At 65.3% G+C, this 25,447-nt stretch carries 26 protein-coding genes; 16 read left to right on the forward strand and 10 right to left on the reverse strand.

All coding sequences use genetic code 11. The annotated features are described in order from the left end of the window. From BGI01S_RS00270 to BGI01S_RS29145, 3 genes are all read left to right on the forward strand, one after another. Positions 1-473 (forward strand): ribonucleotide-diphosphate reductase subunit beta (locus BGI01S_RS00270; RefSeq protein WP_042320835.1); only part of this gene is annotated, 473 nt, incomplete at its 5' end. An 86-nt stretch (positions 474-559) separates the two neighbouring features. Next, positions 560-877, forward strand: coding sequence for a hypothetical protein (locus BGI01S_RS29140; RefSeq protein ID WP_084585227.1), 318 nt, complete (start codon positions 560-562; stop codon positions 875-877). A 30-nt stretch (positions 878-907) separates the two neighbouring features. Then, entirely contained in the window at positions 908-1,558 is a 651-nt protein-coding gene (locus BGI01S_RS29145; protein ID WP_042320839.1) for a histone H1-like DNA-binding protein, read from the forward strand. Between the two features lie 305 nt (positions 1,559-1,863). Here BGI01S_RS29145 and BGI01S_RS00280 read toward each other — a convergent pair whose 3' ends face one another. The 10 genes from BGI01S_RS00280 to BGI01S_RS00325 all read right to left on the reverse strand — a co-directional run bounded on the left by BGI01S_RS00280 (position 1,864) and on the right by BGI01S_RS00325 (position 10,124). Beyond that, complete coding sequence (locus tag BGI01S_RS00280) at positions 1,864-2,340, reverse strand: outer membrane lipoprotein (RefSeq protein ID WP_042320841.1); 477 nt, start codon at positions 2,338-2,340, stop codon at positions 1,864-1,866. Positions 2,341-2,363: 23 nt separating this feature from the next. After that, positions 2,364-3,302 carry a carbohydrate kinase family protein gene (locus BGI01S_RS00285; protein ID WP_042321208.1) on the reverse strand — a complete coding sequence of 313 codons (939 nt, stop codon included), beginning with the start codon at positions 3,300-3,302 and terminating at the stop codon, positions 2,364-2,366. 100 nt (positions 3,303-3,402) lie between these two features. Continuing rightward, a complete protein-coding gene (gene tpx / locus BGI01S_RS00290; RefSeq protein WP_042320844.1) occupies positions 3,403-3,903 on the reverse strand; it encodes a thiol peroxidase in 501 nt (166 codons plus the stop codon). 73 nt (positions 3,904-3,976) lie between these two features. Continuing rightward, complete coding sequence (locus tag BGI01S_RS00295) at positions 3,977-5,275, reverse strand: zinc-ribbon and DUF3426 domain-containing protein (protein ID WP_042320846.1); 1,299 nt, start codon at positions 5,273-5,275, stop codon at positions 3,977-3,979. A 48-nt stretch (positions 5,276-5,323) separates the two neighbouring features. Further along, the gene (gene prmA / locus BGI01S_RS00300) at positions 5,324-6,226 is read right to left on the reverse strand and encodes a 50S ribosomal protein L11 methyltransferase (RefSeq protein WP_042320848.1); all 903 of its coding nucleotides are present in this window, start codon (positions 6,224-6,226) and stop codon (positions 5,324-5,326) included. A gap of 3 nt (positions 6,227-6,229) precedes the next feature. Then, entirely contained in the window at positions 6,230-7,597 is a 1,368-nt protein-coding gene (gene accC, locus BGI01S_RS00305; RefSeq protein ID WP_042320854.1) for an acetyl-CoA carboxylase biotin carboxylase subunit, read from the reverse strand. Between the two features lie 117 nt (positions 7,598-7,714). Beyond that, positions 7,715-8,182, reverse strand: a complete 468-nt coding sequence (accB, locus tag BGI01S_RS00310) for an acetyl-CoA carboxylase biotin carboxyl carrier protein (protein ID WP_042320856.1) — start codon at positions 8,180-8,182, stop codon at positions 7,715-7,717. A gap of 78 nt (positions 8,183-8,260) precedes the next feature. Beyond that, positions 8,261-8,716, reverse strand: a complete 456-nt coding sequence (gene aroQ / locus BGI01S_RS00315; RefSeq protein WP_042320860.1) for a type II 3-dehydroquinate dehydratase — start codon at positions 8,714-8,716, stop codon at positions 8,261-8,263. 194 nt (positions 8,717-8,910) lie between these two features. Next, positions 8,911-9,459, reverse strand: a complete 549-nt coding sequence (locus tag BGI01S_RS00320; protein WP_042320863.1) for a TlpA family protein disulfide reductase — start codon at positions 9,457-9,459, stop codon at positions 8,911-8,913. 11 nt (positions 9,460-9,470) lie between these two features. Further along, positions 9,471-10,124, reverse strand: coding sequence for a hypothetical protein (locus BGI01S_RS00325; RefSeq protein ID WP_042320866.1), 654 nt, complete (start codon positions 10,122-10,124; stop codon positions 9,471-9,473). A 198-nt stretch (positions 10,125-10,322) separates the two neighbouring features. On the opposite strand from BGI01S_RS00325, the gene mpl reads away from it, so the two are divergent. The 13 genes from mpl to BGI01S_RS00390 all read left to right on the forward strand — a co-directional run bounded on the left by mpl (position 10,323) and on the right by BGI01S_RS00390 (position 25,368). Continuing rightward, positions 10,323-11,717: a UDP-N-acetylmuramate:L-alanyl-gamma-D-glutamyl-meso-diaminopimelate ligase gene (gene mpl, locus BGI01S_RS00330; protein WP_042320868.1), complete on the forward strand. Its 1,395-nt coding sequence runs from the start codon at positions 10,323-10,325 to the stop codon at positions 11,715-11,717. Continuing rightward, positions 11,714-12,325 (forward strand): YqiA/YcfP family alpha/beta fold hydrolase, encoded by a 612-nt coding sequence (locus BGI01S_RS00335; RefSeq protein ID WP_042320871.1) that lies wholly within the window; start codon positions 11,714-11,716, stop codon positions 12,323-12,325. Before mpl ends, BGI01S_RS00335 begins: the two co-directional genes overlap by 4 nt. 208 nt (positions 12,326-12,533) lie before the next feature. After that, a complete protein-coding gene (locus BGI01S_RS00340; RefSeq protein ID WP_042320874.1) occupies positions 12,534-14,660 on the forward strand; it encodes a ribonuclease catalytic domain-containing protein in 2,127 nt (708 codons plus the stop codon). After that, on the forward strand, positions 14,657-15,520 hold the full coding sequence (gene aroE, locus BGI01S_RS00345; RefSeq protein ID WP_042320875.1) for a shikimate dehydrogenase: 864 nt from the start codon (positions 14,657-14,659) through the stop codon (positions 15,518-15,520). The genes BGI01S_RS00340 and aroE overlap by 4 nt, the downstream gene beginning before the upstream one ends. A 49-nt stretch (positions 15,521-15,569) precedes the next feature. Further along, on the forward strand, positions 15,570-16,292 hold the full coding sequence (gene mtgA / locus BGI01S_RS00350; protein WP_042320876.1) for a monofunctional biosynthetic peptidoglycan transglycosylase: 723 nt from the start codon (positions 15,570-15,572) through the stop codon (positions 16,290-16,292). Positions 16,293-16,347: 55 nt separating this feature from the next. Further along, positions 16,348-17,268, forward strand: coding sequence for a LysR family transcriptional regulator (locus BGI01S_RS00355; RefSeq protein ID WP_042320879.1), 921 nt, complete (start codon positions 16,348-16,350; stop codon positions 17,266-17,268). A 150-nt stretch (positions 17,269-17,418) separates the two neighbouring features. Continuing rightward, positions 17,419-18,882: an FAD-dependent tricarballylate dehydrogenase TcuA gene (gene tcuA / locus BGI01S_RS00360; RefSeq protein ID WP_042320882.1), complete on the forward strand. Its 1,464-nt coding sequence runs from the start codon at positions 17,419-17,421 to the stop codon at positions 18,880-18,882. Further along, positions 18,869-20,104, forward strand: coding sequence for a tricarballylate utilization 4Fe-4S protein TcuB (tcuB, locus tag BGI01S_RS00365; RefSeq protein ID WP_042320885.1), 1,236 nt, complete (start codon positions 18,869-18,871; stop codon positions 20,102-20,104). Before tcuA ends, tcuB begins: the two co-directional genes overlap by 14 nt. A 51-nt stretch (positions 20,105-20,155) precedes the next feature. Then, positions 20,156-21,466, forward strand: coding sequence for an MFS transporter (tcuC, locus tag BGI01S_RS00370; protein WP_042320887.1), 1,311 nt, complete (start codon positions 20,156-20,158; stop codon positions 21,464-21,466). A gap of 373 nt (positions 21,467-21,839) precedes the next feature. Further along, entirely contained in the window at positions 21,840-22,796 is a 957-nt protein-coding gene (locus BGI01S_RS00375) for an IclR family transcriptional regulator (RefSeq protein ID WP_042320890.1), read from the forward strand. Next, on the forward strand, positions 22,793-23,866 hold the full coding sequence (locus tag BGI01S_RS00380; RefSeq protein WP_042320896.1) for a 2-dehydro-3-deoxygalactonokinase: 1,074 nt from the start codon (positions 22,793-22,795) through the stop codon (positions 23,864-23,866). Before BGI01S_RS00375 ends, BGI01S_RS00380 begins: the two co-directional genes overlap by 4 nt. A 48-nt stretch (positions 23,867-23,914) precedes the next feature. Then, positions 23,915-24,595, forward strand: a complete 681-nt coding sequence (locus tag BGI01S_RS00385) for a 2-dehydro-3-deoxy-6-phosphogalactonate aldolase (RefSeq protein WP_042320898.1) — start codon at positions 23,915-23,917, stop codon at positions 24,593-24,595. Continuing rightward, complete coding sequence (locus BGI01S_RS00390) at positions 24,592-25,368, forward strand: SDR family oxidoreductase (RefSeq protein ID WP_042320901.1); 777 nt, start codon at positions 24,592-24,594, stop codon at positions 25,366-25,368. Before BGI01S_RS00385 ends, BGI01S_RS00390 begins: the two co-directional genes overlap by 4 nt. The last annotated feature ends 79 nt before the right edge of the window (positions 25,369-25,447 follow it).

A 25,447-nucleotide genomic window follows, 5' to 3' on the forward strand; every position in this document is an offset into this window, starting at 1 on the left:
TGGAAGGCTTGTTCTTCTACGTCGGCTTTACACAAATCCTGGCGCTCGGCCGCCAGAACAAGATGACCGGCGCGGCGGAACAGTACCAGTACATCCTGCGCGACGAGTCGATGCACTGCAACTTCGGCATCGACCTGATCAACCAGATCAAACTCGAAAACCCGCAACTCTGGACGGCTGAGTTCCGCGCGGAAATCCGCGAGATCTTCCAGCAGGCGGTCGAACTTGAATATCGTTACGCAGAAGACACGATGCCGCGCGGGGTGCTCGGCCTCAATGCGTCGATGTTCAAGAGCTATCTGCGCTTCATCTGCAACCGCCGTTGCCAGCAGATCGGTCTCGATCCGCTGTACCCGAACGAGGAAAACCCGTTCCCGTGGATGAGCGAGATGATCGACCTGAAGAAGGAACGCAACTTCTTCGAGACGCGCGTGATCGAATATCAAACTGGCGGTGCGCTGACCTGGGAGTGATCCGGGTTCGTGTCGCAGATGCATTCATCGATGGGGATGCCGCCGGCTTCGGCCGCGGCAATTTTGGTTAGGAGCAGAACCGCCTGATGCAAAGCGTGCCCGGTGCCTTAGCGGCCCACAAACATGACAGGCACTTTGCGAACCCTTCAGTGGGATGGGCAGACTTCCCCCCGGAAAAAGCCGTTGGCGTCACTGCCGACGGCTCGATCAAGCAATTGCCGGCGTTGAGATTCAACGCCGATCAGATCTGGCGCGCGGTGCCTGTCGGCACGGCGCGCCTTACCGCATTCATTAGCGTAAGCGCGCGGCACCTGCGTACGCCGATGAATAGCCCGCTTCGTAGCGCGCGCCCTGAGAAGCGTCCGCGGGAAGCGGGTTTTGACGAAGGGTGTAGTTTGAACTGACTCTCATCTGAAAACCTGAAGGAGAAAATGATGGCAACTGCAAAGAAAGCCGCCGCTAAGAAACCCGCAGCAAAGAAGGTCGCAGCAAAGAAGGCTTCTCCGGCCAAGAAGGCTGCTCCGGCAAAGAAAGTCGCTGCCAAGAAAGTCGCAGTGAAGAAGGTTGCAGCGAAGAAGGCAGCACCGGCTAAGAAGGTTGCAGCGAAGAAAGCTGCACCGGCCAAGAAGGTCGCAGCCAAGAAAGTCGCAGCGAAGAAAGTTGCTGTGAAGAAGGTCGCGGCGAAAAAAGCGGCACCGGCCAAGAAGGCAGCACCGGCGAAGAAAGCCGCGGTGAAGAAGGTTGCAGCGAAGAAGGCAGCACCGGCGAAGAAGGCCGCAGCGAAGAAGGCCGCACCGGCCAAGAAGGCTGCTGCGAAGAAGGCCGCGCCCGCGAAAAAGGCTGCTGCTAAAAAGGCTGCGCCCGCGAAAAAGGCTGCTGCCAAAAAAGCTGCACCTGCCAAGAAGGCTGCCGCGAAGAAGGCTGCTGCTCCTGCAAAGAAGGCTGCTCCTGCGAAGAAGGCTGTCGCCAAGAAGGCTGCGCCTGCACCCGCTGCGACTTCTGTCTCGAGCGCACCGGCGGCGACGGTGAAGACCGCGTTGAACCCGGCAGCGGCATGGCCGTTCCCGACGGGCAGCCGCCCGTAAGCTGGTCAGTAGGCTGTAGAAGTACTTCGGCACGTCGCACGATGTGTCCGATGATCGAGTGGCGCTTACGCAGTGACGAGCGCTACTCGGTCAGGGTCCCGTTGCCGGTTTCCGGCGGCGGGATTTTTTTTGGCCGAACGTTTTTGCGTGCGCGTGCGCGACCGATTGCTTGAAGACCGGCCAAGACGATTCGGTTGGAAAACCTGCGGGCGAAAAAAGACGCATGCACAGGGGAGGGCATGCGTTTGAGGTCGTCGCGGCGGCGCTTAGGCCGGCCGCGCGAGAGGGAAAATGTTGAGTGTGCTTTAGTGCGTCACGCGCGTGACGCCGCCGCTGGAGAGAAGCCGCACGCGATCGCCGGCGCGGAAGATTTCGCCGGTGGTGGTTTGCGTGATCGCGCGCAGGTCGCCGTTGTCGAGTCGCACGGTGATCTCGACGCCGTCGCGCATCGCGACGCTGTTCTCGATCGCATTGCCGGCCACCGCACCGCCGATGCCGCCGATGATGCCCGTGGCAACCGAGCCGCGCCCGCCGCCGATCGTGCTGCCGGCCAACGCGCCCAGAGCGCCGCCGCCGACCACACCCAGGCCGCTCGGCTGGCCGTTGTTCGTGCTGATGCGGACCGCGCGCACGCTGTCGACCGTGCCCATGCGGACCGTCTGTTCGCGCTGTGCCTGCGACGCCGTGAAGACGTTGGGAGAACTACTGTTGCTAGCGCACCCCGACATGGCCAGCGAACCGGCGATCAAGGTGGCGACTATCAGGCGACTCGTTGTTCTCATTCCTTGGCTCCCATAACTCTCGATCAGGGCAGGCTATATCCGAATGCCTGCTCGAACCGTTCGTTGATCTCCGCCCGGCTGGGCGCATAGTTTTGTGGGCCTTGCTGCTCGATTTTCAAGGCACCCATCAGACTCGCGAGGCGGCCCGTGGTGGCCCAGCCCAGCTTGTTCTCGATACCGTACAGCAAGCCGCCGCGGAATGCATCGCCACAGCCTGTCGGATCCAGTACCTGCTTCGCCTGAACCGCCGGAATGTTTTCGACACCGCCGGCATGATGGATCTGTGCACCCTGTTCGCCGAGCGTGACGATCAACGCTTCGACCTTGCCGGCGATCTCTTCGATCGACCAGCCGGTCTTGTTGCTCACCAGCTTGGCTTCGTAATCGTTGACAGCTACATACGTGGCAAGTTCAATCATGCGCCGCAGCGTATCGCCGTCGAAGAGCGGCAAACCTTGACCCGGATCGAAAATGAACGGCACGCCGGCGGCCGCCAGATGTTCGGAGTGCTGGATCATGCCGTCGAAGCCGTCCGGTCCGACGATGCCGAGCGTGATGCCCTTCGCTTCGTCCGCGCGGTTCAGATGCGACTGCATCATCGCGCCCGGATGGAACGCGGTGATCTGATTGTTTTCCAGGTCGGTGGTGATCATCGCCTGCGCGGTATAGGTGTCCGGCACGACGAGCACGCTTTCCGTCGACAACCCGAGCTGTTCGAAGCGTTCGATGTAGCGCTGCGCATCCACCGCGCCGAGCGTGCCCATGATGCGCGCGTCGCCGCCGAGCAGATGCAGCGCGTAAGCGATGTTGCCCGCGCAGCCGCCGAACTCGCGGCGCATGGTCGGCACCAGAAAGCTCACGTTCAGGATGTGGACCTGCTCCGGCAGGATGTGCTCCCGGAAGCGCCCTTCGAAAGTCATGATGTTGTCGTAGGCGAGCGAACCGCAGATGAGCGTAGCCAAGGCGAGCGTTCCTGTAAAAATGCGATTGAGAGAGCGCGCGAACCCGCGTTGCGCGACAGCGCCGCGCATGATGCGCGGCGCCGGGCTCGTGCGCGAAGCTTTACTTCAGCGCGGCGAGTGCTGCGTCGTAGTTCGGCTCGTTCTTGATTTCGCCGACCAGCTCCGCGTGCACGACCTTGTCGTTCTCGTCGATCACCACCACGGCACGCGCCGTCAGACCGGTCAGCGGGCCGCTCGTCACGTCGACACCGTACGCTTGCGCGAACTCGTGGCCGCGGAACGTGGAGGCCGTGACGACGTTCTCGATGCCTTCGGTCGTGCAGAAGCGCGACGCGGCGAACGGCAGGTCGCCCGACACGACGATCACGGCCGTATTGGTCAGCTTCGCGGCCGCTTCGTTGAACTTGCGGGTCGACGTGGCGCAGGTCGGCGTATCGAGGCTCGGGACGATGTTCAGCACCTTGCGCTTGCCGGCGAAATCGGCGAGCGACACCGGCTTCAGATCCTTGCCGACCAGCGAGAAAGCGGGCGCGCTCTGGCCCACCGACGGGAACGTGCCGGCTACTTCGATCGGGTTGCCACCCAGCGTGACTTGACTCATGTTGTTGTGCTCCGAAAATTCGTCAGTGATGACGGTGAAGGCGCCCGGTCACGGCCGGGCGCGCGAGGATGCGTTACGGATAGAAGATCTGTACGCGGAAATTGGACGCGACCGCCATGCCTGTGTCGAGATGCACGATCATCGTCTGGGTCGTGTGCGCCGGCAGGCCGGCTGCGATCGCCGTGCCGGGCGGCACGTAGTCTTGCGGCCACAGCACGCGCCGCACGGCGACGTTGTTCTGGTCGTCGAGCAGCGTGAGTTCGATGGCGGGGTAGGCCAAGGCGATGCCGTAGCGGTTGTGCAGCGGCATCTTCAGTTCGAGCTTGTGCGGGCCGTCGATCTGCCGCAGATCGGACGGCTCGACCTGCAACCCGTCGATGTCGTGCGGCGGTGTCATCTGACAGCCGAGATATGCGCATGCCTTCACGTACAGCGGCTGCGTGCGCGGCAGATACACCTGCACGCTCTCGCGTTGCCACCACGCGAGTTGCGCGAGCAGCCCGAAGACCAGCAGCAGCCCCACCAATGACGCGGCAATCGCCCAGCCCACGCGCCGCTTGTCGGCGGGGCGGGTTTCGCGCACGACGGGGAAAGGATCGCTGCCGTCGTTGACGGGATTCACGGAGAAGGGCTCGCCGCCTGAAGCGGCCGGAGCCGGGCCGCCTGGGCCCGGACCACGGGTGCCCGAGCCGCCAGCGCCCGCAGCCGTGGCCGCGCCGAAACTGGCGGCCGTGCCTATACCGGCCGTGCCTATACCGGCCGTGCCGAAATGCGGTTCGTTGTCGGGGATGCCGTGCAGGCTCGGTGCCTGGTCGAGCGCCGGTTCGGCCGCGCGCTCGGTCTTGTGCCACACGCGCGGCGCTTCTTCGACGGGCGGTTCGACGATGGGCTGATCGTCGGCATCGTAGGCGAAGGGATCGAGCGGCGCGTCGGCCAGCACGGGTTCGTCGTCGTGAGGCAGCGGCTTCGTGAATGCGCCGGCCGGCAATTCAGGTTCGACCGCGTGGCTGGGGCTCGGGGTGACCGCGACGCCGGCGCCGGTTGAGACCGGCGTCAGCGGCACGTTGCCTGCGTTGTGAAGCAGACGGTTGTCGATGGCGGCGTCGGGCGCGGGCGCCCACGGATCCCACGCTTCGGCGCTGAAGTCGGGGTCCTTCTGACGCACGCCCGACAGCGCCTCGATGGCCGCCGCAGCAGCGACCGGTTTGGCGGTGGAGAAGTCACCGCCTTCAGTGATGTCGAACAGACTACTCGACGCGTCGAACACTTCCTGGCAATGCCCGCAGCGCACGAGGCCGCGACGCTGCGCGAGCTGCGCCGATTGCAGACGGAAGACGGTTTCGCAGAAGGGGCAACGCGTCGCCAGGAGCATATTGAGCCGTTAAGCCGGAAGGCCGTTGGTTTGACAATACGCCTTATTCTAATGGCTTTCGCGACGGGTTCCCGTTAGACATACCCAACCTTCGTGTTCGCGCCACACGCCGATATCGATCCAGCGCGCGTAGACCTGCGCGACCTCGTCCGCCTGCCGCGCAAGAATGCCGGACAACGCGATCCGGCCACCCGGCTTGACCTTCGACGACAGCATCGATGCCATCAGCTTGAGCGGATTGGACAGGATGTTGGCGACCACGATATCGAACTCGCCGGTGGGGCATTCGTCGGGCAAACCGTAGGTGACTTCGGCGTGGTTGCGCTCGCTGTTGTGACGTGCCGACTCGACCGCTTGCGGGTCGATGTCGATGCCGTACACCGGATTCGCGCCGCACTTCTTCGCGAGGATCGCGAGAATGCCGGAGCCGCAACCGTAGTCGAGCACCGACTGCCCAGGCTTGACCGATTGCTCCAGCCACTCCATGCACAGACGCGTGGTGGGATGGCTGCCGGTACCGAACGCGAGGCCCGGGTCCAGCTCCAGCACCAATGCTTCGGGGTCTGGTGCATCGTGCCACGACGGCACGACCCAGATGCGTTCGCCGATCGGAATCGGATCGAATTGCGATTGCGTGAGCCGCACCCAGTCCTGCTCTTCGACTTCCCGCACGGTGAACGACGGCGCGCTTTCCAGCCCGATTTCGTTCACCGCCGCAGTCAGCAGCACCGCCGGCTCCTGCTCCGGCGCGAGCAGTGCGATCACCCGCGAGCGCTGCCACGCGGTGCGATCCGGCGTGAGACCGGGCTCGCCGAACAGCGGCTGCTCGTCGGGCGTGTCGGCGTCCGCGTCTTCGACCGATACGGACAACGCGCCCAACTCGAGCAACGCGTCGGAGAATTCCTCCGCGTGCTCGCGCGCCAGCTCAGCGATCAGTTCCCGGTAGCTCATGACTTACGCTTCTTCCGGCGCGGCCTGCAGCTTCGCGGCCAACCGGTTTTCGAGGTAGTGAATGCTGGTGCCACCTTCGACGAACTTCGCGTCCAGCATCAGCTCGCGGTGCAGCGGGATGTTGGTCTGAATGCCTTCGACCACCATTTCCGACAACGCGATGCGCATCCGCTTGATCGCCTGCTCGCGCGTCGCGCCGTAAGCGATCAGCTTGCCGATCATCGAATCATAGTTCGGCGGCACGAAATAGCCGTTGTACGCGTGCGAATCGACGCGGATGCCGGGGCCGCCCGGCATGTGCCACGACGTCAAACGACCCGGCGACGGAATAAACTTGAACGGGTCTTCGGCGTTGATCCGGCATTCGATCGCATGACCCTTGAACACGATGTCGCGCTGACGGAACGCGAGCTTCTCGCCGGCCGCGATGCGGATCTGTTCCTGCACGATGTCGACGCCCGTGATCAGCTCGGTCACCGGATGCTCGACCTGCACGCGCGTGTTCATCTCGATGAAGTAGAACTCGCCGTTTTCGTACAGGAACTCGAACGTGCCCGCGCCCAGATAGCCCATCTTCTTGCAGGCGTCTGCGCAACGGTCGCCGATGCGGTCGATCAGACGGCGCGCGATGCCCGGCGCCGGCGCTTCTTCGATCACCTTCTGGTGACGGCGCTGCATCGAGCAGTCACGTTCGCCGAGCCAGATGGCGTTCTTGAACGAATCGGACAGCACCTGGATTTCGATGTGCCGCGGGTTCTCCAGGAATTTCTCCATGTAGACCTGCGGGTTGCCGAACGCGCGGCCGGCTTCTTCGCGAGTCATGTTGACCGCGTTGACCAGCGCCGCTTCGGTGTGCACCACGCGCATGCCGCGGCCACCGCCGCCGCCGGCGGCCTTGATGATGACCGGGTAGCCGACCTGGCGGGCAATCTTCACGATCTCTTTCGGATCTTCCGGCAACGCGCCTTCCGAACCCGGCACGCAGGGCACGCCGGTCTTGATCATGGTCTGCTTGGCCGTGACCTTGTCGCCCATCATCCGGATCGTTTCCGGGCGCGGGCCGATGAAGGTGAAACCGGACTGCTCGACGCGCTCGGCGAAGTCGGCGTTCTCCGACAGGAAGCCGTAGCCGGGGTGGATCGCTTCGGCGTCGGTCACTTCGGCCGCGCTGATCAGCGCTGGCATGTTCAGATAGCTCAGGTTCGAAGGCGCCGGGCCGATGCAGACCGCCTCGTCGGCGAGCTTCACGTACTTGGCTTCCTTGTCGGCTTCCGAATAGACGACGACCGTCTTGACGCCGAGTTCGCGGCAGGCGCGCTGGATACGAAGCGCGATCTCGCCACGATTGGCAATGAGGATTTTTTCAAACATAGCGGGTTTTCGACTCATCAATGGGCGCCGGGTTGGTTGCAACACCGGCCGCCTCAGAGGATCGGTCGCGCGCCTTTCGGACTGCGGGCGCGCGGGCGGCGAACAATGCGTGCCGCGTTAGCCGACCACGAACAGCGGTTGGCCGTACTCGACCGCCTGGCCGTTTTCGACGAGGATTTCCTTCACCACGCCGGACTTGTCCGACTCGATTTCGTTGAGCAGCTTCATCGCTTCGATGATGCAGATCGTCTGGCCTTCCTTGACCGTGTCGCCCACCTGGACGAACGGGTCCGCACCCGGCGACGGCGCGCGATAGAACGTGCCGACCATCGGCGAAGTCACCACGTGACCTTGCGGCGCGGCCACTGCCGGCGTAGCCGGAGCGGCGGCAGCGGCGGGCGCTTCTGCGCCCGGAGCCGGAGCCTGTTGCGCATATTGCGGCGCGTACGAGGCGGACGGTTGCACGTAAACCGGCGGCGCATTCTTGACGATGCGCACCTTGCCTTCGCCCTCGGTCACTTCGAGTTCGGAAATACCGGACTCCGAGACGAGGTCGATCAGAGTTTTCAGTTTACGTAGATCCATCAGGATGCCCCTTTCAATGCGTAAAGTGCCGGCGCGTGCAGTCGTGCAGTACCCGGCTTAAATTGGACGTGTTTGGATTCAGCCGCGCGACGAGCCGGCGGCGAGCCGGTCGAGCGCGAATTCGAGCGCGTACAGATATCCCTTCCAGCCAAGGCCGCAAATCACGCCTTCGGCCTGGTCGGAGAAATACGAGTGATGCCGGAACGGTTCGCGACGATGCACGTTCGACAGATGAATCTCGACGAACGGGATGCCGACCCCCGCCAGTGCGTCCCGAATGGCCACGCTCGTGTGCGTGTACGCGGCGGGATTGATCAGTATGAACTCGGTGTTTTCAGTCCGCGCGGATTGGATGCGGTCGACCAGTGCGCCTTCGTGGTTGCTCTGGAACGACGCGAGTTCGACATCTGCGTCCGCTGCACGGTCCGCCAGCGCCTGATCGATCTGTGGCAAGGTCACGCGACCGTAGACCTCGGGTTCCCGGGTGCCGAGAAGGTTGAGGTTGGGTCCGTGCAGTACCAGCAGTCGCGTCATGGTGGCTTCTTTTTCCGTGGAATTGGGCGCACTTTAGCGCTGATTAGAGAAACTTGTCTAGTTTCCCGGACGTACGGAGCGACGCTTGCGTCGATCCGCCGCTGCGCCGGGCGCCCATCTTCTCTCAATTTCGCGCGATTTGCGCGTATTTTTGCGTGTTCCGCACGGAATCGGTCAGCAAAAGAATGCGAAATTTAAAGTGCGTCGAGCGTCTGCCGGAGCGCGGCCGGGTCGATCTGGCCTAATTTTGTCGAGCGGACATTGCCTTTGGCGTCGATGACGACCGTGAACGGCAGCCCGCCCGCGTTATTGCCGAACGCGCGCGCGAGGTCGGCGCCGCCGAAGCCAGTCACGTAGATTGGGTACGCGACTTTGACCTTCTGCAGGAAGGTCTGGATGTTTTTCTCCGAATCGACGCCAAGTCCGACGAACTGGATGCCTTTCTTCGCATATTCGCGCTGAAGCTGCGACAGGGCCGGCATTTCCTCGACACACGGGCCGCACCACGACGCCCAGAAGTTGACGACGATGGGATGACCTTTATGCAAACTTAGCGACTGCGGCTTGCCGTCGACGCCGGTGACCGGCGCAGCCCACAGTTGCTCGACCGCGCTCGTCGGCGAACCGTTCTGCGCGGCCTGGGCGACTTCGCCACCGCTATTGAGCCAGTGATTGGCCAGCACGCCGCCGCCCGCAGCAACGACGGCGACGAGCGCCGCCGCCAGAATCCGTCTCATGTTCATGCCTGATCTGTCTAATTAGTGGAAGGGGTGGCTTCGCTGCTGTCGACCAGCGCCTGGACCGCCGGCAGATTCGCCCGCGCCGTGCGGCCGCGCGCGTCGGCTTTGACCGCGCCACGCAGGTCGTCCGTTTCGTACAGCGCGACGTGGATGCCGACCGGTTCCGCGTCGCGCGCTTCGTTCGTGGGACGCCACAGGAAGCTCAGCGTCTCCACGTAACCGCGACCCGCGAAGTGCCGCGTCTCCGACACGTCGTATTGAATGTTGGCGTTCAGAAAGTAGATCGCGACTTCTTTAGGGTTGTCGCAGAACACCTGCAGATGCACGTCGGAGTGTTCGCCGGCCGTGCCGCCCAGCACGGCGCCGGTCAGATAGGGATTGAACGGCGCGAGCCGCTCCATCCAGTCCAACGCGATATGGCGCAGCCGCCTGAGCAGCGCGGGCTGGCTTTCGCCCTGGAACAGCGCCTGGTATTCGCGGATTTCTTCTTCAATCTGGTCGTTATCCGGCAGCCATTCGCCGGCAACACGGCTCTCGCCGACGACTTGCCGCGCCGCCTTGCGCTTGGCCGTGGCGTAGTCCAGACCGTCTTCGGCGATCAGGCGCGCAGCCGCGATGGCGATTTCCTCGCGCACGCGCTGCGGATCGAAATGTGATTTGCGAACCATCCGTGAATCATACTAGAGATTGCTGACAGCCCTTGTCAGGCGGGCCGCACCGGGCGACCGGCGGGCGCGGCGCGGGCGAGCGTTCGTGGGGCGCGCGGTAGCTGTCGGTTACAATAGCGTCCTTTGCAGACGGTCGTTCCGGCCGCTTTGCAGCACCCCCATTCCTCGCAAAAAACGCCAGCGCGGCACGACAGGCTTATGCACATCCACATCCTCGGTATCTGCGGCACGTTCATGGGCGGTCTCGCGGTGCTCGCGCGCGGCGCGGGCCACACCGTGACGGGCTGCGACGCCGGCGTCTATCCGCCGATGAGCACGCAGCTCGAGGCGCAAGGCATCCGTCTGATCGAGGGTTACGACGCGGACCAGCTGAACGGCCTGAACGCGGATCTGTTCGTGATCGGCAACGTGGTCTCGCGCGGCAACCCGCTGATGGAAGCGATTCTCGACCGCGGCCTGCCCTACGTTTCCGGCCCGCAGTGGCTCGGCGAGCATGTGCTGAACGGCAAGTGGGTGCTGGCGGTGGCCGGCACGCACGGCAAGACCACCACCAGTTCCATGCTGACGTGGCTGCTCGAAGACGCCGGGCTCAATCCGGGCTTTCTGATCGGCGGCGTGCCGCTCAACTTCGGCGTGTCCGCACGGCTCACGGATTCGAGCTTCTTCGTGATCGAAGCCGACGAATACGACACGGCCTTCTTCGACAAGCGCTCGAAGTTCGTCCACTACCGGCCGAAGACTGCGGTCCTGAACAACCTCGAATTCGATCACGCCGACATCTTCCCGGATCTCGCCGCGATCGAAACCCAGTTCCATCATCTGATCCGCACGGTGCCGGGCATCGGCCGGGTGGTGACGAACGGGCGCGAAGACGCGCTGGAGCGCGTGCTGACGCGCGGCTGCTGGAGCCAGGTCGAGCGCTTCGGCGTGCAAGGCGGCTGGCAAACCCTGCCCGCCGAAGACGGCGTGCCGGTCGACCAGCGTTTCGCCGTGTATCACAACAGCGAACGCGTCGGCGTGGTCGAGTGGCAGGTGCAGGGCGAGCACAACCGGATGAACGCGCTGGCCGCGATCGCCGCCGCGCGCAGTGTCGGTGTGCCGCCGGCGCAAGCCGCGAAGTCGCTCACGAGCTTTCGCAACGTGAAGCGGCGCATGGAAGTGCGCGGCAGCGTCGACGGCGTGACCGTCTACGACGACTTCGCGCATCACCCCACCGCGATCGACACCACCGTGGCCGGGCTGCGCGCGCGCGTCGGCCGCGACAACACGCGCATTCTCGCGGTGCTGGAGCCGCGTTCGAACACGATGAAGCTGGGCGTGATGAAAGCGCAGTTGCCCGCCAGCCTCGCCGACGCCGACCTCGTGTTCGGCTACGGCGCGCCGAATGGCCGCGACGCGCTCGGCTGGAATCTCGGCGAGGCGCTTGCTCCGCTCGGCGGCAAGGCGCAAGCGTTCGACAATCTCGACGCGCTGGTCAAAGCGGTGGTCCACGCGACGCGCCCCGGCGACCAGATTCTGGTGATGAGCAACGGCGGCTTCGGCGGCGTGCATCAGAAGCTGCTCGACGCACTTTCCGCGCGAGGCGCGTCGTGATTCTCTATCTGCACGGTTTCCGCTCGTCGCCGAATTCGTTCAAGGCGCGCGTGCTGGCGGCGCGGCTGGTCGAGCTGGGTCGCGCCGACGAATGGTGCTGCCCGATGTTGCCGGTTTCGCCGTTCGAGACGGTGGCGCTCGCGGAGTCGCTGGTGGCGGCTGCCAAAGCGAAGGGCGAGAAAAACGTCACGGTGATCGGCAGTTCGCTGGGCGGCTATTTCGCCACGCATCTGGCCGAGAAGCACGGCTGGCCGGCCGTGCTGCTGAACCCGGCGGTCGTGCCGCAGCGCGACCTGAGCGCCTATCTCGGCGAACAGCCGCTGTGGCACGGCGGCGGGAGTATCGTCGTCGAGCCGCATCATCTGGACGAGCTGCGCGCGCTCGGTGTCGCGTCGATCACGCGGCCCGAACGCTATTATCTGGTGGCCGCCACCGGCGACGAAGTGCTCGACTACCGCGAAATGCTCGCGCACTATCCCGGCGCACGCACTACGCTGATCGAAGGGAGCGACCACGCGATCAGCGAGTTCGCGCAATACGTCGACGACGTGCTGGCCTTTTGCGACGCCGAAGACGTCGAGCCGCCGGCGCCGCGCGAAGCGGCTTGAGGTGCCCAGGCGCGGCCGCAGACCCACGATCCGGCGGTGAGCCGCTGCCGATCAGATTGAATCAGATACAACCCGCCGGCGCGCGTATCCGTACGTCAAGCGCTGCGGATCCACTACCACGAACACGTTGCCGCGCCGCGCACGCAGTGACCGATCGCTGAACCAGATCGGGCGCGCCGGCAGATGCAAGTCAGAACGAGAGTATTGAGTGAACGTTTTCTTCGAGGAATCGGGCAGTTTCAAGGCGGGCAGCGTGCTGTCGCGCCAGGGCGACGCGTTTCAGGTCGAGTTGCCGGGCGGCCGGCGCGCGAAGGTGCGCGCGAAAGACGTGCTGATCGAATTCGACAAGCCGAGCGCGGCCGAACTGATGCAGCAGGCCGATGCGGCCGCGCAGGACATCGACCTGGACTTTTTGTGGGAATGCGCGCCTGACGACGAATTCCCGTTCGCCACGCTGGGCGCCGAATACTTCGGCGAAGGCTTCGGTTCGATCGAGCGTGCCGCGCTGGTGCTGCGCATGCACGGCGCGCCGGTGTATTTCCGCCGCAAGGGCCGCGGCATGTACCAGCGCGCGCCGCAGGAACAACTGAAGATGGCGCTCGCCGGTCTCGAGCGCAAGCGTCAGCAGGCGCTGGTGCAGCAGGGCTACGAGGAAGAACTGAAGGCCGGCCGGCTGCCGGAAGCCTTCGTCGGCAAGACCGCGCTGATGCTGGTCACCAAGCCCGACAAGAACACGATCGAATACAAGGCGCTCGAAAACGCCGCCGCCGCGCGCGGCATTTCGCAGGCGCGCCTGATGCTCGAATGCGGCGCGATCCCGTCGGCGCGCGCGTTGCACGAGGCGAAGTTCCTGTCCGAGTTCTTCCCGCACGGCACGGGCTTTCCGCCCGTCACGGTCGGCAGCTTGCCGGACGATCTGCCGGAAGCCAACGTCGAGGCGTTCTCGATCGACGACATCACCACCACCGAAATCGACGACGCGTTCTCGGTCGAGCATCTGGCCGACGGCCGCGTGCGAATCGGCGTGCACATCGCCGCCCCGGCGCTCGGCATCCAGCGCGGCGACGAGGTGGACGCGATCGCGCGCACGCGTTTGTCGACCGTCTACATGCCGGGCGACAAGATCACGATGCTGCCCGATAGCGTGGTCGAAGCGTTCACGCTGGCCGAAGGCGGGTTGCGGCCGGCGCTGTCGCTGTATGTGATTGTCAATCGCGAGACGCAGGAGATCGTCGCGAGCGAAACGCGCGCCGAGCGCGTGTTCGTGAAGAACAATCTGCGTCACAACACGCTCGACGAGCTCGTCACCGAAGAGGCGCTCGCCGCCGGCACCGGCGACTATCCGCACAAGGAAGACATCGCCGTGCTGTGGCCGTTCGCGCAGGCGCTGTTCGAAAAGCGCCAGACCGCGCGCGCCGGCTACGGTCTGCGCCGCGAAGTGCAGCGCAATACCGACTTCAACTTCTACGTGGAAGGCGAGCACATCACGATCACGCCGCGCCGGCGCGGTTCGCCGCTCGACACGATCGTCGCCGAGCTGGCGATTCTCGCGAACTCGTCGTGGGGCGCATTCCTGCACGACCACGGCGTGCCGGGCATTTACCGCACGCAGCGCGCGTTCGGCGCGCCGACCGGCCCGAAGCGTACGCGCATGCAGACCAACGCCGCGCCGCACGAAGGCCTCGGCGTCACGCAATACGCGTGGAGCACGTCACCGCTGCGCCGCTACGTCGACCTCGTGAACCAGTGGCAACTGATCGCGTGCGTGCAGCACGGCGTGACCGCGAAGCTGGCCGCGCCGTTCAAGCCGAAGGACGCCGATCTGTTCGCCGTCGTGCAAGGCTTCGACGACACCTACACCGCGTACGCCGATCATCAGCGCCGCATGGAGTACTTCTGGTGTCTGCGCTGGCTGAAGCAGGAGAACCGCAAGCAGGTGGTGGCGTCGGTGGTGAAGGGCGATCTGGTGCGTCTCGAAGAGATTCCGCTGCTGCTGCATGTGCCGGGTCTCGGCGTGCATGCACGCGGCACGCGTTTGCAGATGGAAGTGATGTCGCTCGACGAGCTGACCGTCGAAGCGTCCGTGCGTCTGTTGCACGTGCTCGACGCGCCGACCGTGACGAGTGGCAGCGAAGCTGAAGAAGCGGACGAGGGCGACGAAGGCGATGAGGAACTCATCGACGCGGCCGACGACAGCGCCGAAGGCGAAGCCGAGGCGCAGGCCGAAGCCCTGGACGGCGACGCCGCGGCAGCCGACGCCGCTGCCGGGAACAGCACCGACGTCAGCGCGAGCGACGCCGCCGCCGACCACCACATTGCGGAGCCGGGACGATGAGCAGCAATCCCACACGCGACCGCTATGCGGTCATCGGCAACCCGGTCGGGCATAGCAAGTCGCCCTTCATTCATGGCCGGTTCGCCGCGCAAACCGGCGAACCGGTGGAATACGGCGCGCTGCTCGCGCCGGTCGACGCGTTCGTGCCGCACGTGCGCGCGTTCATCGACGCGGGCGGACGCGGGATGAACGTGACCGTGCCGTTCAAGCTCGACGCGCATGCGTTCGCCACCACGTTGTCGCCGCGTGCGGCGGCGGCCGGCGCGGTGAACACGTTGCGCTTCGACGCGAACGGCATCTATGGCGACAACACGGATGGCTTCGGTCTGGTGCGCGACATCGAGGTGAATCTCGGCGTGTCGCTGAAGGGCGCGCGCATCCTGTTGCTCGGCGCGGGTGGCGCCGCGCGCGGTGTGGTGCTGCCGATGCTGGAGCGCGCGCCGTATTCGCTGACCATCGTCAATCGCACGGCGGCGAAGGCCGAAGCGCTGGTCGACCAGTTCGCGCAGGCCGCACGCGACGCCGCGTGCCGTCTGAGCGGCGGCAGCGCACGCGCGATCGAAGCGGGCCAGTACGACGTGATCGTCAACGCGACGGCGGGCAGCCTCGACGCGTCGTTGCCCGAGTGCGACGACCGCGCGTTCGGCAACGGCACGCTCGCGTACGACATGATGTACGGCGCGCATCCGACGGTCTTCATGGAACACGCGCACAAGCTGGGCGCGCGCGGCGCCGACGGTCTCGGCATGCTGGTCGAGCAGGCCGCCGAATCGTTTTACGTGTGGCGCGGCGTGCGGCCCGATGGCGCGCCGGTGCTCGCCGAACTGCGTGCGCTGTTGACGGCGCCGTCGCACGCGTAGCGGCCCGGTGCATCGCTCAGCGGATCACTCAACCGGGGACGGGACGTACATGACAACAACGCGGCGCGCAAGCCGGCCCAGTCCGGTGCGATGGATGGTCTACCTGGGCGCCGTGCTGGTCATCGCGTGGCTCGCGACGCAGGCGTTCTACTTCGCGCAGATCGCGATCTGGAATAGCGTGAATCCGCGTTCGACAGCGTTCATGCGCTCGGACGCGTGGCGTTTGTCACAGGATCGGCCGGATCTGTCGATCCAGCATACGTGGGTGCCGTACGAGCAGATCTCGCGCAATCTGAAGCGCGCGATCATCGCGTCCGAAGACGCGAACTTCGTCAACAACAACGGCTACGAAACCGACGCGATCCTGCAAGCGTGGGAGCGCAACAAGGCGAAGGGCAAGATCGTGCGCGGCGGTTCGACGATCACCCAGCAGCTCGCGCGCAATCTGTTTCTGTCCCGTGAGAAGAGTTATATCCGCAAGGGCCAGGAGCTGATCATCACGTGGATGCTCGAAACCTTGATGGACAAGGAGCGCATCTTCGAGATCTATCTGAACTCCGTCGAGTGGGGCAACGACGTCTACGGCGCCGAGGCGGCCGCCCAGTACTACTTCAAGACTTCGGCGAGCAAGGTGAGCGCGGCACAGTCGGCGCGACTCGCCGTGATGCTGCCGCGTCCGAAATACTTCGACGAACACCGGGGCTCCGCCTATCTCACCCAGCGCGCACGCGTGATCGCGCGGCGCATGGGTGCGGCCGAATTGCCGGATTAAACGTTTTGCACGCGCGGCGCAATCGCGTGCGTGCGTGGCCTCGCGGGAAATTCCGATGGAACTGCGGCAGCTACGTTACTTCATCAGCGTGATCGAACACGGCAGCATGGGCAAGGCGGCGCTCGAACTGGGCGTCGTCACGTCGGCGTTGAGCCAGCAGATCGGACGGCTCGAAAGCGAGCTGTCGACCCGTCTGCTGCAACGTACGTCGAGCGGCGTCGTGCCGACCGATGCCGGGCTCGCGTTCTGGCGCCAGGCGCAACTGGCGCTGCGCCATATCGACGACGCGGCGCTCGCCGCGCGCGACGCGCGTCTCTCGGGACACGTCAGCGTTGGATTGCCGCCGAGCACCACCGGCGTGCTCGGCCTGCCGTTCATGCGGGCGATGCGCGAACGCTATCCGGACATTCGGCTGCGCATGGTGGAAAGCTTGTCCGGCTATCTGGCGTCGATGCTTGGCGCGCGCACCATCGACCTCGCCATCCTGTTTCAGGAAGCGCCCACGCAACGCTGGAGCGTGATGCCGCTGCTCGACGAGCGGCTCTTCGTGATCGGTCCGCGCGACCTGCCCGGCATGCCGACGCAACGCGAAGTGCGGTTGTCGAAGCTCGGCAAGCTGCCGCTGATCCTGCCGAGCGGCTCGCACGGCTTGCGCGCGTTATTGACCACCGCGTTCAAACGCGCGAGGTACGAGCCGCATGTCGCCGCCGAGGCCGACGGCCTCGCGATGCTGATGGATGCGGTGCGCGGCGGGTTAGGCGCGACCATCCAGCCCGGCGCGGCGCTCGCCCGTTCGGAGAACGCGACGCTCGCCAGCAGCCGCATCGCGGATACGGATGCGGTGCGCGCGAATCTGCTGGTCAGCGTGTCCGACGACGAACTATCGCCGGCCGCGCTGGCGGCCCGCGTCGTGCTCGCGGACGTTGCGCGCACTTTGGTGAGCGAGGGCCGCTGGCCCGGTGCGAAGCTCAGATAAGCCGACCATTCACAAAAACTGAAGACCTCTAGCCCGTTTGCTGATGGCGGCGATCGCCGCCGCTGACTACAGTTCGCCTCGACAGCAATTACGTTGCATGGATCGGAGACGCGCCAAAGCGCCAACTCCGATCCACAGGAGGCAAGCTAGATGGTCGATGTACTTGTAATCGGAGGAGGCAACGCCGCGCTATGCGCCGCGCTGATGGCGCGCGAAGCGGGCGCGTCGGTGCTGCTTCTCGAATCGGCCCCGCGCGAATGGCGCGGCGGCAACTCACAACACACCCGCAACTTGCGCTGCATGCACGATGCACCGCAAGACGTGCTCGTCGAAGCCTACCCGGAAGAAGAGTACTGGCGCGACCTGTTGAAGGTGACCGGCGGCATCACGAACGAACATCTCGCGCGTCTCGTGATCCGCGCGTCGGCAACCTGCCGGCCGTGGATGCGCAAACACGGCGTGCGATTCCAGCCGCCGCTGTCCGGCGCGCTGCACGTCGCGCGCACCAACGCGTTTTTCATGGGCGGTGGCAAGGCGCTCGTCAATGCGTACTACCGCAGCGCCGAAGCGCTCGGCGTGCAGGTTCTCTACGACACCCCCGTCGACACGATTGAACTGGACGGCGACCGCTTCGTCGCGGCCCGCAGTGGCGAACGCCGTTTCGAGGCGCGTGCGTGTGTACTCGCGGCGGGCGGCTTCGAATCCAACCGCGAATGGCTCAGGGAGGCCTGGGGGCAGAATGAGCGCGGCGAATGGCCGGCCGATAACTTCCTGATTCGCGGCACCCGCTTTAACAAAGGCGTGTTGCTGAAGTACATGATCGACGCGGGCGCGGATGCGATCGGCGACCCGTCGCAATCGCATTGCGTCGCGATCGACGCGCGCGCACCGCTCTACGACGGCGGCATCTGCACGCGGATCGACTGCGTGTCGCTGGGCGTGGTGGTCAATCGCGACGCCGAGCGGTTCTACGACGAGGGCGAGGACTTCTGGCCGAAGCGTTACGCGATCTGGGGACGCCTCGTCGCGCAGCAGCCTGGCCAGACCGGCTACTCGATCATCGACTCGAAGGCGATCGGCCGCTTCATGCCGCCGGTGTTTCCAGGTGAGAAATCCGACACGCTGGACGGACTGGCGCGTCAGCTCGGTCTGCCGGAAGCGGCGTTCGTGCGGACCGTCACCGAGTACAACGACGCATGTCGCGTTGGCACGTTCGACCACACCGCGCTCGACGACTGCCACACCGAGCAACTCGTGCCGCCGAAAACCCACTGGGCCAGGCCCATCGACACGCCGCCTTTCTATGGCTATGCGCTCAAGCCCGGCATCACGTTCACTTACCTGGGGCTGAAGGTCAACGATCGCGCGCAGGTCCATTTCGGCGGCCAGCCGAGCGAGAACCTGTTCGTCGCGGGCGAGATGATGGCCGGCAACGTGCTCGGCAAGGGCTATACGGCTGGGGTCGGCATGTCGATCGGCACGGCGTTCGGGCGTATCGCCGGCACCGAGGCGGCGAGGGCCGCGCAGGCCACGCCGACGGCGCAAGCGTCGCAAATCGAATACGCGGCTCGAACCGCACGCGAATCATCGGGAGTACTCAGTGCAGAAAATTGAAGCGCTCGCGCGTGAAGCGCAGCAACTGGCCGACTCGCCCGGCGGCGCCGGTCATTCTTCCGCGCGCGATCCCCGGTCGAAAGTCATCCCGATCGTTCCGCTGACCCGCAATGAAACCGAAGTCGCGCGGCAGATGCAGATCTGCAACGCGTGCCGCTACTGCGAAGGTTTCTGCGCGGTATTCCCGGCGATGACCCGTCGCCTCGAATTCGGCAAGGCGGACGTGAACTACCTCGCCAACCTGTGCCACAACTGCGGCGCGTGCTATCACGCGTGCCAGTACGCACCGCCGCACGAATTCGCGGTGAACGTGCCGCAGGCGATGGCGAAAGTCCGGCTCGAAACCTACACCGAATACGCATGGCCGCCGGTGATGGGCGCGCTGTACAAACGCAACGGCTTGACCGTGTCGCTGGCGCTGGCGGCGGGCCTCGCGCTGTTCCTGCTGCTCGGCACCGCGCTCGCGGGCTCGCTGTTCGACTACCGCCCGGGCGCGCAGGCATCCGCACAGGCATCCGGCTTCTACGCGATCTTCCCGCATAACCTGCTCGCGCTGATCTTCGGTGCGGTGTTCGGGTTCGCGGCGCTCGCGTTGGGCATCGGCGTGACGCGATTCTGGCGCGACGTGTCGGCGGGCACGGCGTCGGCGCCGGCGATCGTCGAGGCGACCCGCAATGTGCTGGGCCTTACCTATCTCGACGGCGGTCACGGCGACGGCTGCAACGAAGCCGACGACCGCTTCACGCTCGCGCGCCGGCGCTTTCATCACTTCACGTTCTACGGCTTCATGCTGTGCTTCGCCGCGACGGTGGTGGCGACGCTGTATCACTACGTGCTCGGCGAAGAGGCGCCTTACCCGATGCTGAGTGTGCCGGTCGTGCTGGGCACGCTGGGCGGTCTCGGTCTGTTGATCGGACCGGCCGGTCTGCTGTGGCTGAACCTGCGGCGCGACCGCGCGCGCGGCGACGCGAAGCAGCGTCCGATGGATCGCGGTTTCATCGCGCTGCTGTTGCTGACGAGCACCACCGGACTTGCGCTCCTCGCCGGCCGCGACACGCCGGCAATGCCCGCGCTGCTCGCGACGCATCTGGGCGTGGTGGTGGGACTGTTCGCGACGCTGCCTTACGGCAAATTCGCGCACGGCATTTATCGCAGCGCCGCGCTGCTCAAGTCCGCGATCGAAAAGCGCCGCGGCAGTGGTCTGCAAGCCGGCGCCGACTAGACACGGCAGCGTCGCCAGCATCGTAAAGACAATACAACGGAGACCTTGATCATGAACCCCACAACCCCGATCGCGAAGGACGCGGCCACCTCACGCGTGTCGAAAGTCGGCGCGGTGTTGCGCGTGACCAGCGGCAACTTTCTGGAGCAGTTCGACTTCTTTCTGTTCGGCTTTTACGCGCCGTCCATTTCGAAGGTGTTCTTCCCGACGAGCAGCGAGTTCGCGTCGCTGATGCTCACGTTCGCGGTGTTCGGCGCGGGCTTCCTGATGCGGCCGCTCGGCGCGATTTTCCTCGGGGCGTACATCGACCGGGTGGGACGTCGCAAAGGTTTGATCGTGACGCTGTCGATCATGGCGAGCGGCACGATCCTGATCGGCTGTGTGCCGGGTTACGCGTCGATCGGTCTGCTGGCGCCGGGGCTCGTGCTGCTCGGGCGGCTGTTGCAGGGCTTCTCCGCCGGCGCCGAACTGGGCGGCGTGTCCGTCTATCTCGCCGAGATCGCGACGCCGGGCCGCAAAGGCTTCTATACGAGCTGGCAATCGGCGAGTCAGCAGGTCGCGATCGTGATTGCGGCGGCGCTCGGCTACGGCCTCAATCACTGGATGACGCCCGAGGCAATCGGCGCATGGGGCTGGCGGATTCCTTTCTTTATCGGCTGCGCGATCGTGCCGCTGTTGTTCCTGCTGCGCCGCTCGCTGGAGGAGACGGAGCAGTTCAAGGCGCAGCGGCATCGTCCCAGCTCGCGTGAAGTCTTCGGCACACTGTTGCAGAACTGGAAGATCGTGTTCGCGGGCATGCTGCTGGTGGCGATGACCACCACCACGTTCTACCTGATCACCGTCTACACGCCGACCTTCGGCAAGAGCGTGCTGAAGCTCACCACCGCCGACAGTCTGATCGTCACGCTGTGCGTCGGCATTGGCAATTTCTTCTGGCTGCCGGTGGGCGGCGCGCTGTCCGATCGCATCGGACGCCGGCCGATCCTGATCGCGATTACCGTGCTGGCGCTACTGACCGCGTATCCGGCACTGTGGTGGCTGGCGTCGGCGCCGAGCTTCGGCCGCATGCTGCTCGTGCTGCTGTGGTTTTCGTTCTTCTTCGGCATGTATAACGGCGCGATGGTGGCCGCGCTGACCGAAGTGATGCCGGAGAACGTGCGCGTGGCCGGCTTCTCGCTCGCGTTCAGTCTCGCGACGGCGATCTTCGGCGGCTTTACGCCGGCGGTGTCGACCTATCTGATCCAGATGACCGGCGATCGCGCCGCGCCGGGATACTGGCTGAGTTTTGCGGCGGCCTGCGGGCTCGTTGCGACGTTGATTCTTTATCGGCGGAGTGAGGTGGCCAAGCGGTTTGCGACGTAGCGCGACGCAGTGAAGTCCAAGATTCGAGCCCGCCTTCCGCGGGCTTTTTTTATGCGCGCCCAAACTCGCGCAGCAAGCCTCCGCGTCTGTCCTGGTCGGTCCAATTTCATTAAATCCCATTATCTGAATCCAACATTCACATATTGGTGATTTCTCAAAAATGCTCCTACAATCCAACCCAACACGCAACGTGAGCCGAAAAGCCCCTCAGCAATCCGGCCGCGCAAACAGCGATAGCAAAAAAAATCGGAGACAAGGCCAACCATGCCTACCAGCCCAAGGCAGCACCTCTGCGCCCGCCGCATCGCGCGTATTTCAGGCTTTTCCTCCGGCCCCGCGCTGTAAGCGCACACACCATCCAACGCCAATCGCCATGAACAAAGCGATGCCCACTCACGCCGCGAACGCGTCCGAAGCCGATCACGCGGGCAGCGCCGCACCGCTGGCGGCCTCGGCCGCCAAGGCGCCGCGCGCCAGCGCGCAACCGGCCGCCGTCAACGGAATCGCCGTGCCCAGCACGCTGCTGGACATCACGCCGCAACAAGCCGGCACGCAAACGCTGTTGCGCGGCCTGGCGATTCTCGAAGCCGCCGCCGCCGGCGTGCGCGATCTGCGCACTTTCGGCGCCGCGCTCGGCACGACTCGCAGCACCACGCATCGCCTCGTGAGCAGCCTCGTGCAGGCGCGCTATCTACGTCAGGTGCAGGGCGGCTATCTGCTGGGTCCGAAATTGATCGAACTCGGCACCATCGCGCTCGAACAGATGCCGCTCACCGCCGTCGCCCGTCCGCATCTCGAATCGCTCGCCGAACAGACGCTCGACACGATCCACCTCGGTGTGCGCGACGGCGACGACGTGCTGTACATCGACAAGATTCCCGGCACCCGTGGCCTCGAAATGCGTTCGCGCGTCGGGCACCGTATGCCGCTGGCGTCGACGGGGATCGGCAAGGCGATGATGCTCGACCTCACGCCCGACATCTGGCAGTCGCTGTTCGACGCATCGCGCCGCGCGCTTGCCAGCGTTTCGTTCAAGCCGGACAACCGCCCCGACGCGCCGACCTTCATGCAGCGCATGGCCAACTACGCGGCCGGCGGCTACACGTTCGACCTCGAAGAGAACGAAGCGGCGATCCGTTGCGTCGCCGCCCCGGTGCGCGATGCGTCGGGCGCGGTGGTGGCGGCGCTGTCGGTGGCGAGCACGATTCCGTACATGCCGCTCGAACGCATGGACGAACTGATTCCCGTCGTGCAGCGCGAAGCGCGCGCGATCTCGGAAGAACTCGGTTGGCGCGCTCCGCAACCGACCACCCGCAGGATCAAGCGATGAAACAGGCGGGTTCTCTCACTCCGGCAGGCAGCCATCCGGCGGCAGGCGTCGCCGACGCCGCCGACATCGATTTCGCGCACGCCGCACTGATCGCGCTCGACTGGGGCACCAGCTCACTGCGCGCCTATCTCTACGATGCCGATGGCCAGGTGCTGGCGACGCGCGCGTCGCTAGCCGGCATCATGAATCTGCCGCGCAGCGCGGAGCAGGGCGGCTTCGACGCCGCTTTCGACGACGTGTGCGGCGCGTGGCTCGCCCAGACGGGCACGTTGCCGGTGATCGCGGCGGGCATGGTCGGCAGCGCGCAGGGCTGGCTCGAAGCGCCGTATGTCGACGCACCGGCGAGCGCCGATGCGCTGGTGAGCGGCCTCGTCCGCGTGCAGGCGGCTTGCGGCGCGACGCTGCACATCGTGCCGGGCGTTCTGCAACGCGGCGAACTGCCCAACGTGATGCGCGGCGAAGAAACGCAGATTTTCGGCGCGCTCAGCCAGGACGCGAACGCCGCCAGTGTCGCGGAAAGCGGTAAGCGCGCGTTGATCGGCTTGCCCGGCACGCACGCGAAATGGGTGGTCGTGCAGGCGGGGCGCATCGAACGTTTTCATACGTTCATGACCGGCGAGGTGTTCGCCGCGCTGCGCGAGCACACGATCCTCGGTCGCACGATGGTCACGCCGGATCGTCCGGATACCGAAGCATTCCTGCGCGGCGTGAGCATCGCGCGCGAAAAAGGCCAGGCGGGCATGCTCGCGACCGTGTTCAGCGCGCGCACCCTCGGCCTCACCGGACAACTGGCGGGCGACAAGCAACCCGACTATCTGTCGGGTCTGCTGATCGGCCACGAACTGGCGGGCCTCGACGCCGTGCTGACGCAACAGCAAAGCTCGCTCGCCGCGCAGCGCCTGCGGCTGATCGGCAATGAAGCGTTGTGCGAGCGGTATCGACTCGCGCTCGCGCAATTCGGCTGCACCCAGGTGGAGCTGGTGAAGCACGCGACCGAGCGCGGCTTGTGGCGCGTCGCGTCGCAGGCGGGGCTCGTCAATCCGGCCGCCCACGCGGCGCGCGCCGGCTAGGCGGCGGGTCAAGCCGTCACAGCGCCCCTCACGAAACAAGGAACCGACATGCAACCTCACATCAATCTGCCCGCACCGTACATGCCGCACGCGGGTTTGATCGCGGCGTTCGAAGTCTGTCCGCTGATCGCGATCATGCGCGGCGTGACGCCCGCCGATGCCGCCGATCACGGTCAGGCGCTGTACGAGGCGGGCTTTCGCATCGTCGAAGTGCCGTTGAATTCGCCGCAGCCGTTCGACAGCATCGCCGCAATCCGCAAGGTGTTGCCGGCCGACGCGATCGTCGGCGCGGGCACGGTGCTGCATCCGGGCTTTGTCAACGACGTGAAGTCGGCGGGCGGCGAACTGGTCGTGATGCCGCACAGCGATCCGGAAGTCGTCATCGCCGCGAAAGCACAAGGACTTGCGTGCGCGCCTGGCGTCGCTACGCCGACGGAAGCGTTTATCGCGCTGAAGAACGGCGCGGACGTGCTGAAGATGTTTCCCGCCGAACAGCTCGGCTGCCACATCGTGAAGGCGTGGCGTGCGGTGATTGCGGCGCAGGTGCCGCTGGTGCCGGTCGGCGGCATCACGCCGGACAACATGGGCCCGTTCCTGAGCGCGGGCGCGAACGGCTTCGGCCTCGGTTCGGCGTTGTACAAGCCGGGTCAGAGCGCGGCCGTGACCGCGTCGCATGCGAAGGCGTTCATCAACGGCTTGCGCATCGCTCGCGCGGGCGCCAAGAAATGAAACGGCTCGCCGGCAAAGCCGCCTTGGTGACCGGCGCGGGGCGCGGCATCGGCGCGGCGATCGCGCTCGCGTTCGCACGCGAAGGAGCATCGGTCGTGCTCGCGGAACTGGATATCGACACCGCGCAGCAGACGGCCGAGCACATCAAGGCGCAAACCGGCGCGCGCGTGCTCGCGGTACGCACGGACGTCACGCAATCGGCGTCGGTGCAGCACGCGGTCAGCGAGGGCGAGCAGGCGTTCGGCGCGATCGACGTATTGGTGAACAACGCGGGCATCAACGTGTTCTGCGATCCGCTGACGATGACCGACGACGACTGGCGCCGCTGTTTCGCGGTCGATCTCGACGGCGTGTGGAACGGTTGCCGCGCGGTGTTGCCGGGCATGGTCGAACGTGGCGCGGGCAGCATTATCAACATCGCGTCGACGCACGCGTTCAAGATCATTCCGGGCTGCTTTCCGTACCCGGTCGCGAAGCACGGCGTGATCGGTTTGACGCGCGCGCTCGGCATCGAATACGCGCCGCGCAACGTGCGCGTGAACGCGATTGCGCCGGGCTACATCGAAACGCAATTGACGCACGACTGGTGGAACGAGCAGCCCGATCCCGAGGCCGCGCGGCTGGCGACGCTGCAACTGCCGCCGATGAAGCGCATCGGCCGCCCGGAAGAAGTGGCGATGACCGCGGTGTTCCTCGCATCGGACGAGGCGCCGTTCATCAACGCCAGTTGCATCACCGTGGATGGCGGCCGCTCGGCGCTGTACCACGACTGATTTTTGCAGCACGGAGTTTGCGCAGGGGCGCAAGAGTACACCGGACGACGCGCTGGCCGCGTGTGTCATCACCGGTACA

Origin of the sequence: Paraburkholderia ginsengisoli NBRC 100965 (assembly GCF_000739735.1) — a bacterium.
Lineage (GTDB): Bacteria > Pseudomonadota > Gammaproteobacteria > Burkholderiales > Burkholderiaceae > Paraburkholderia > Paraburkholderia ginsengisoli.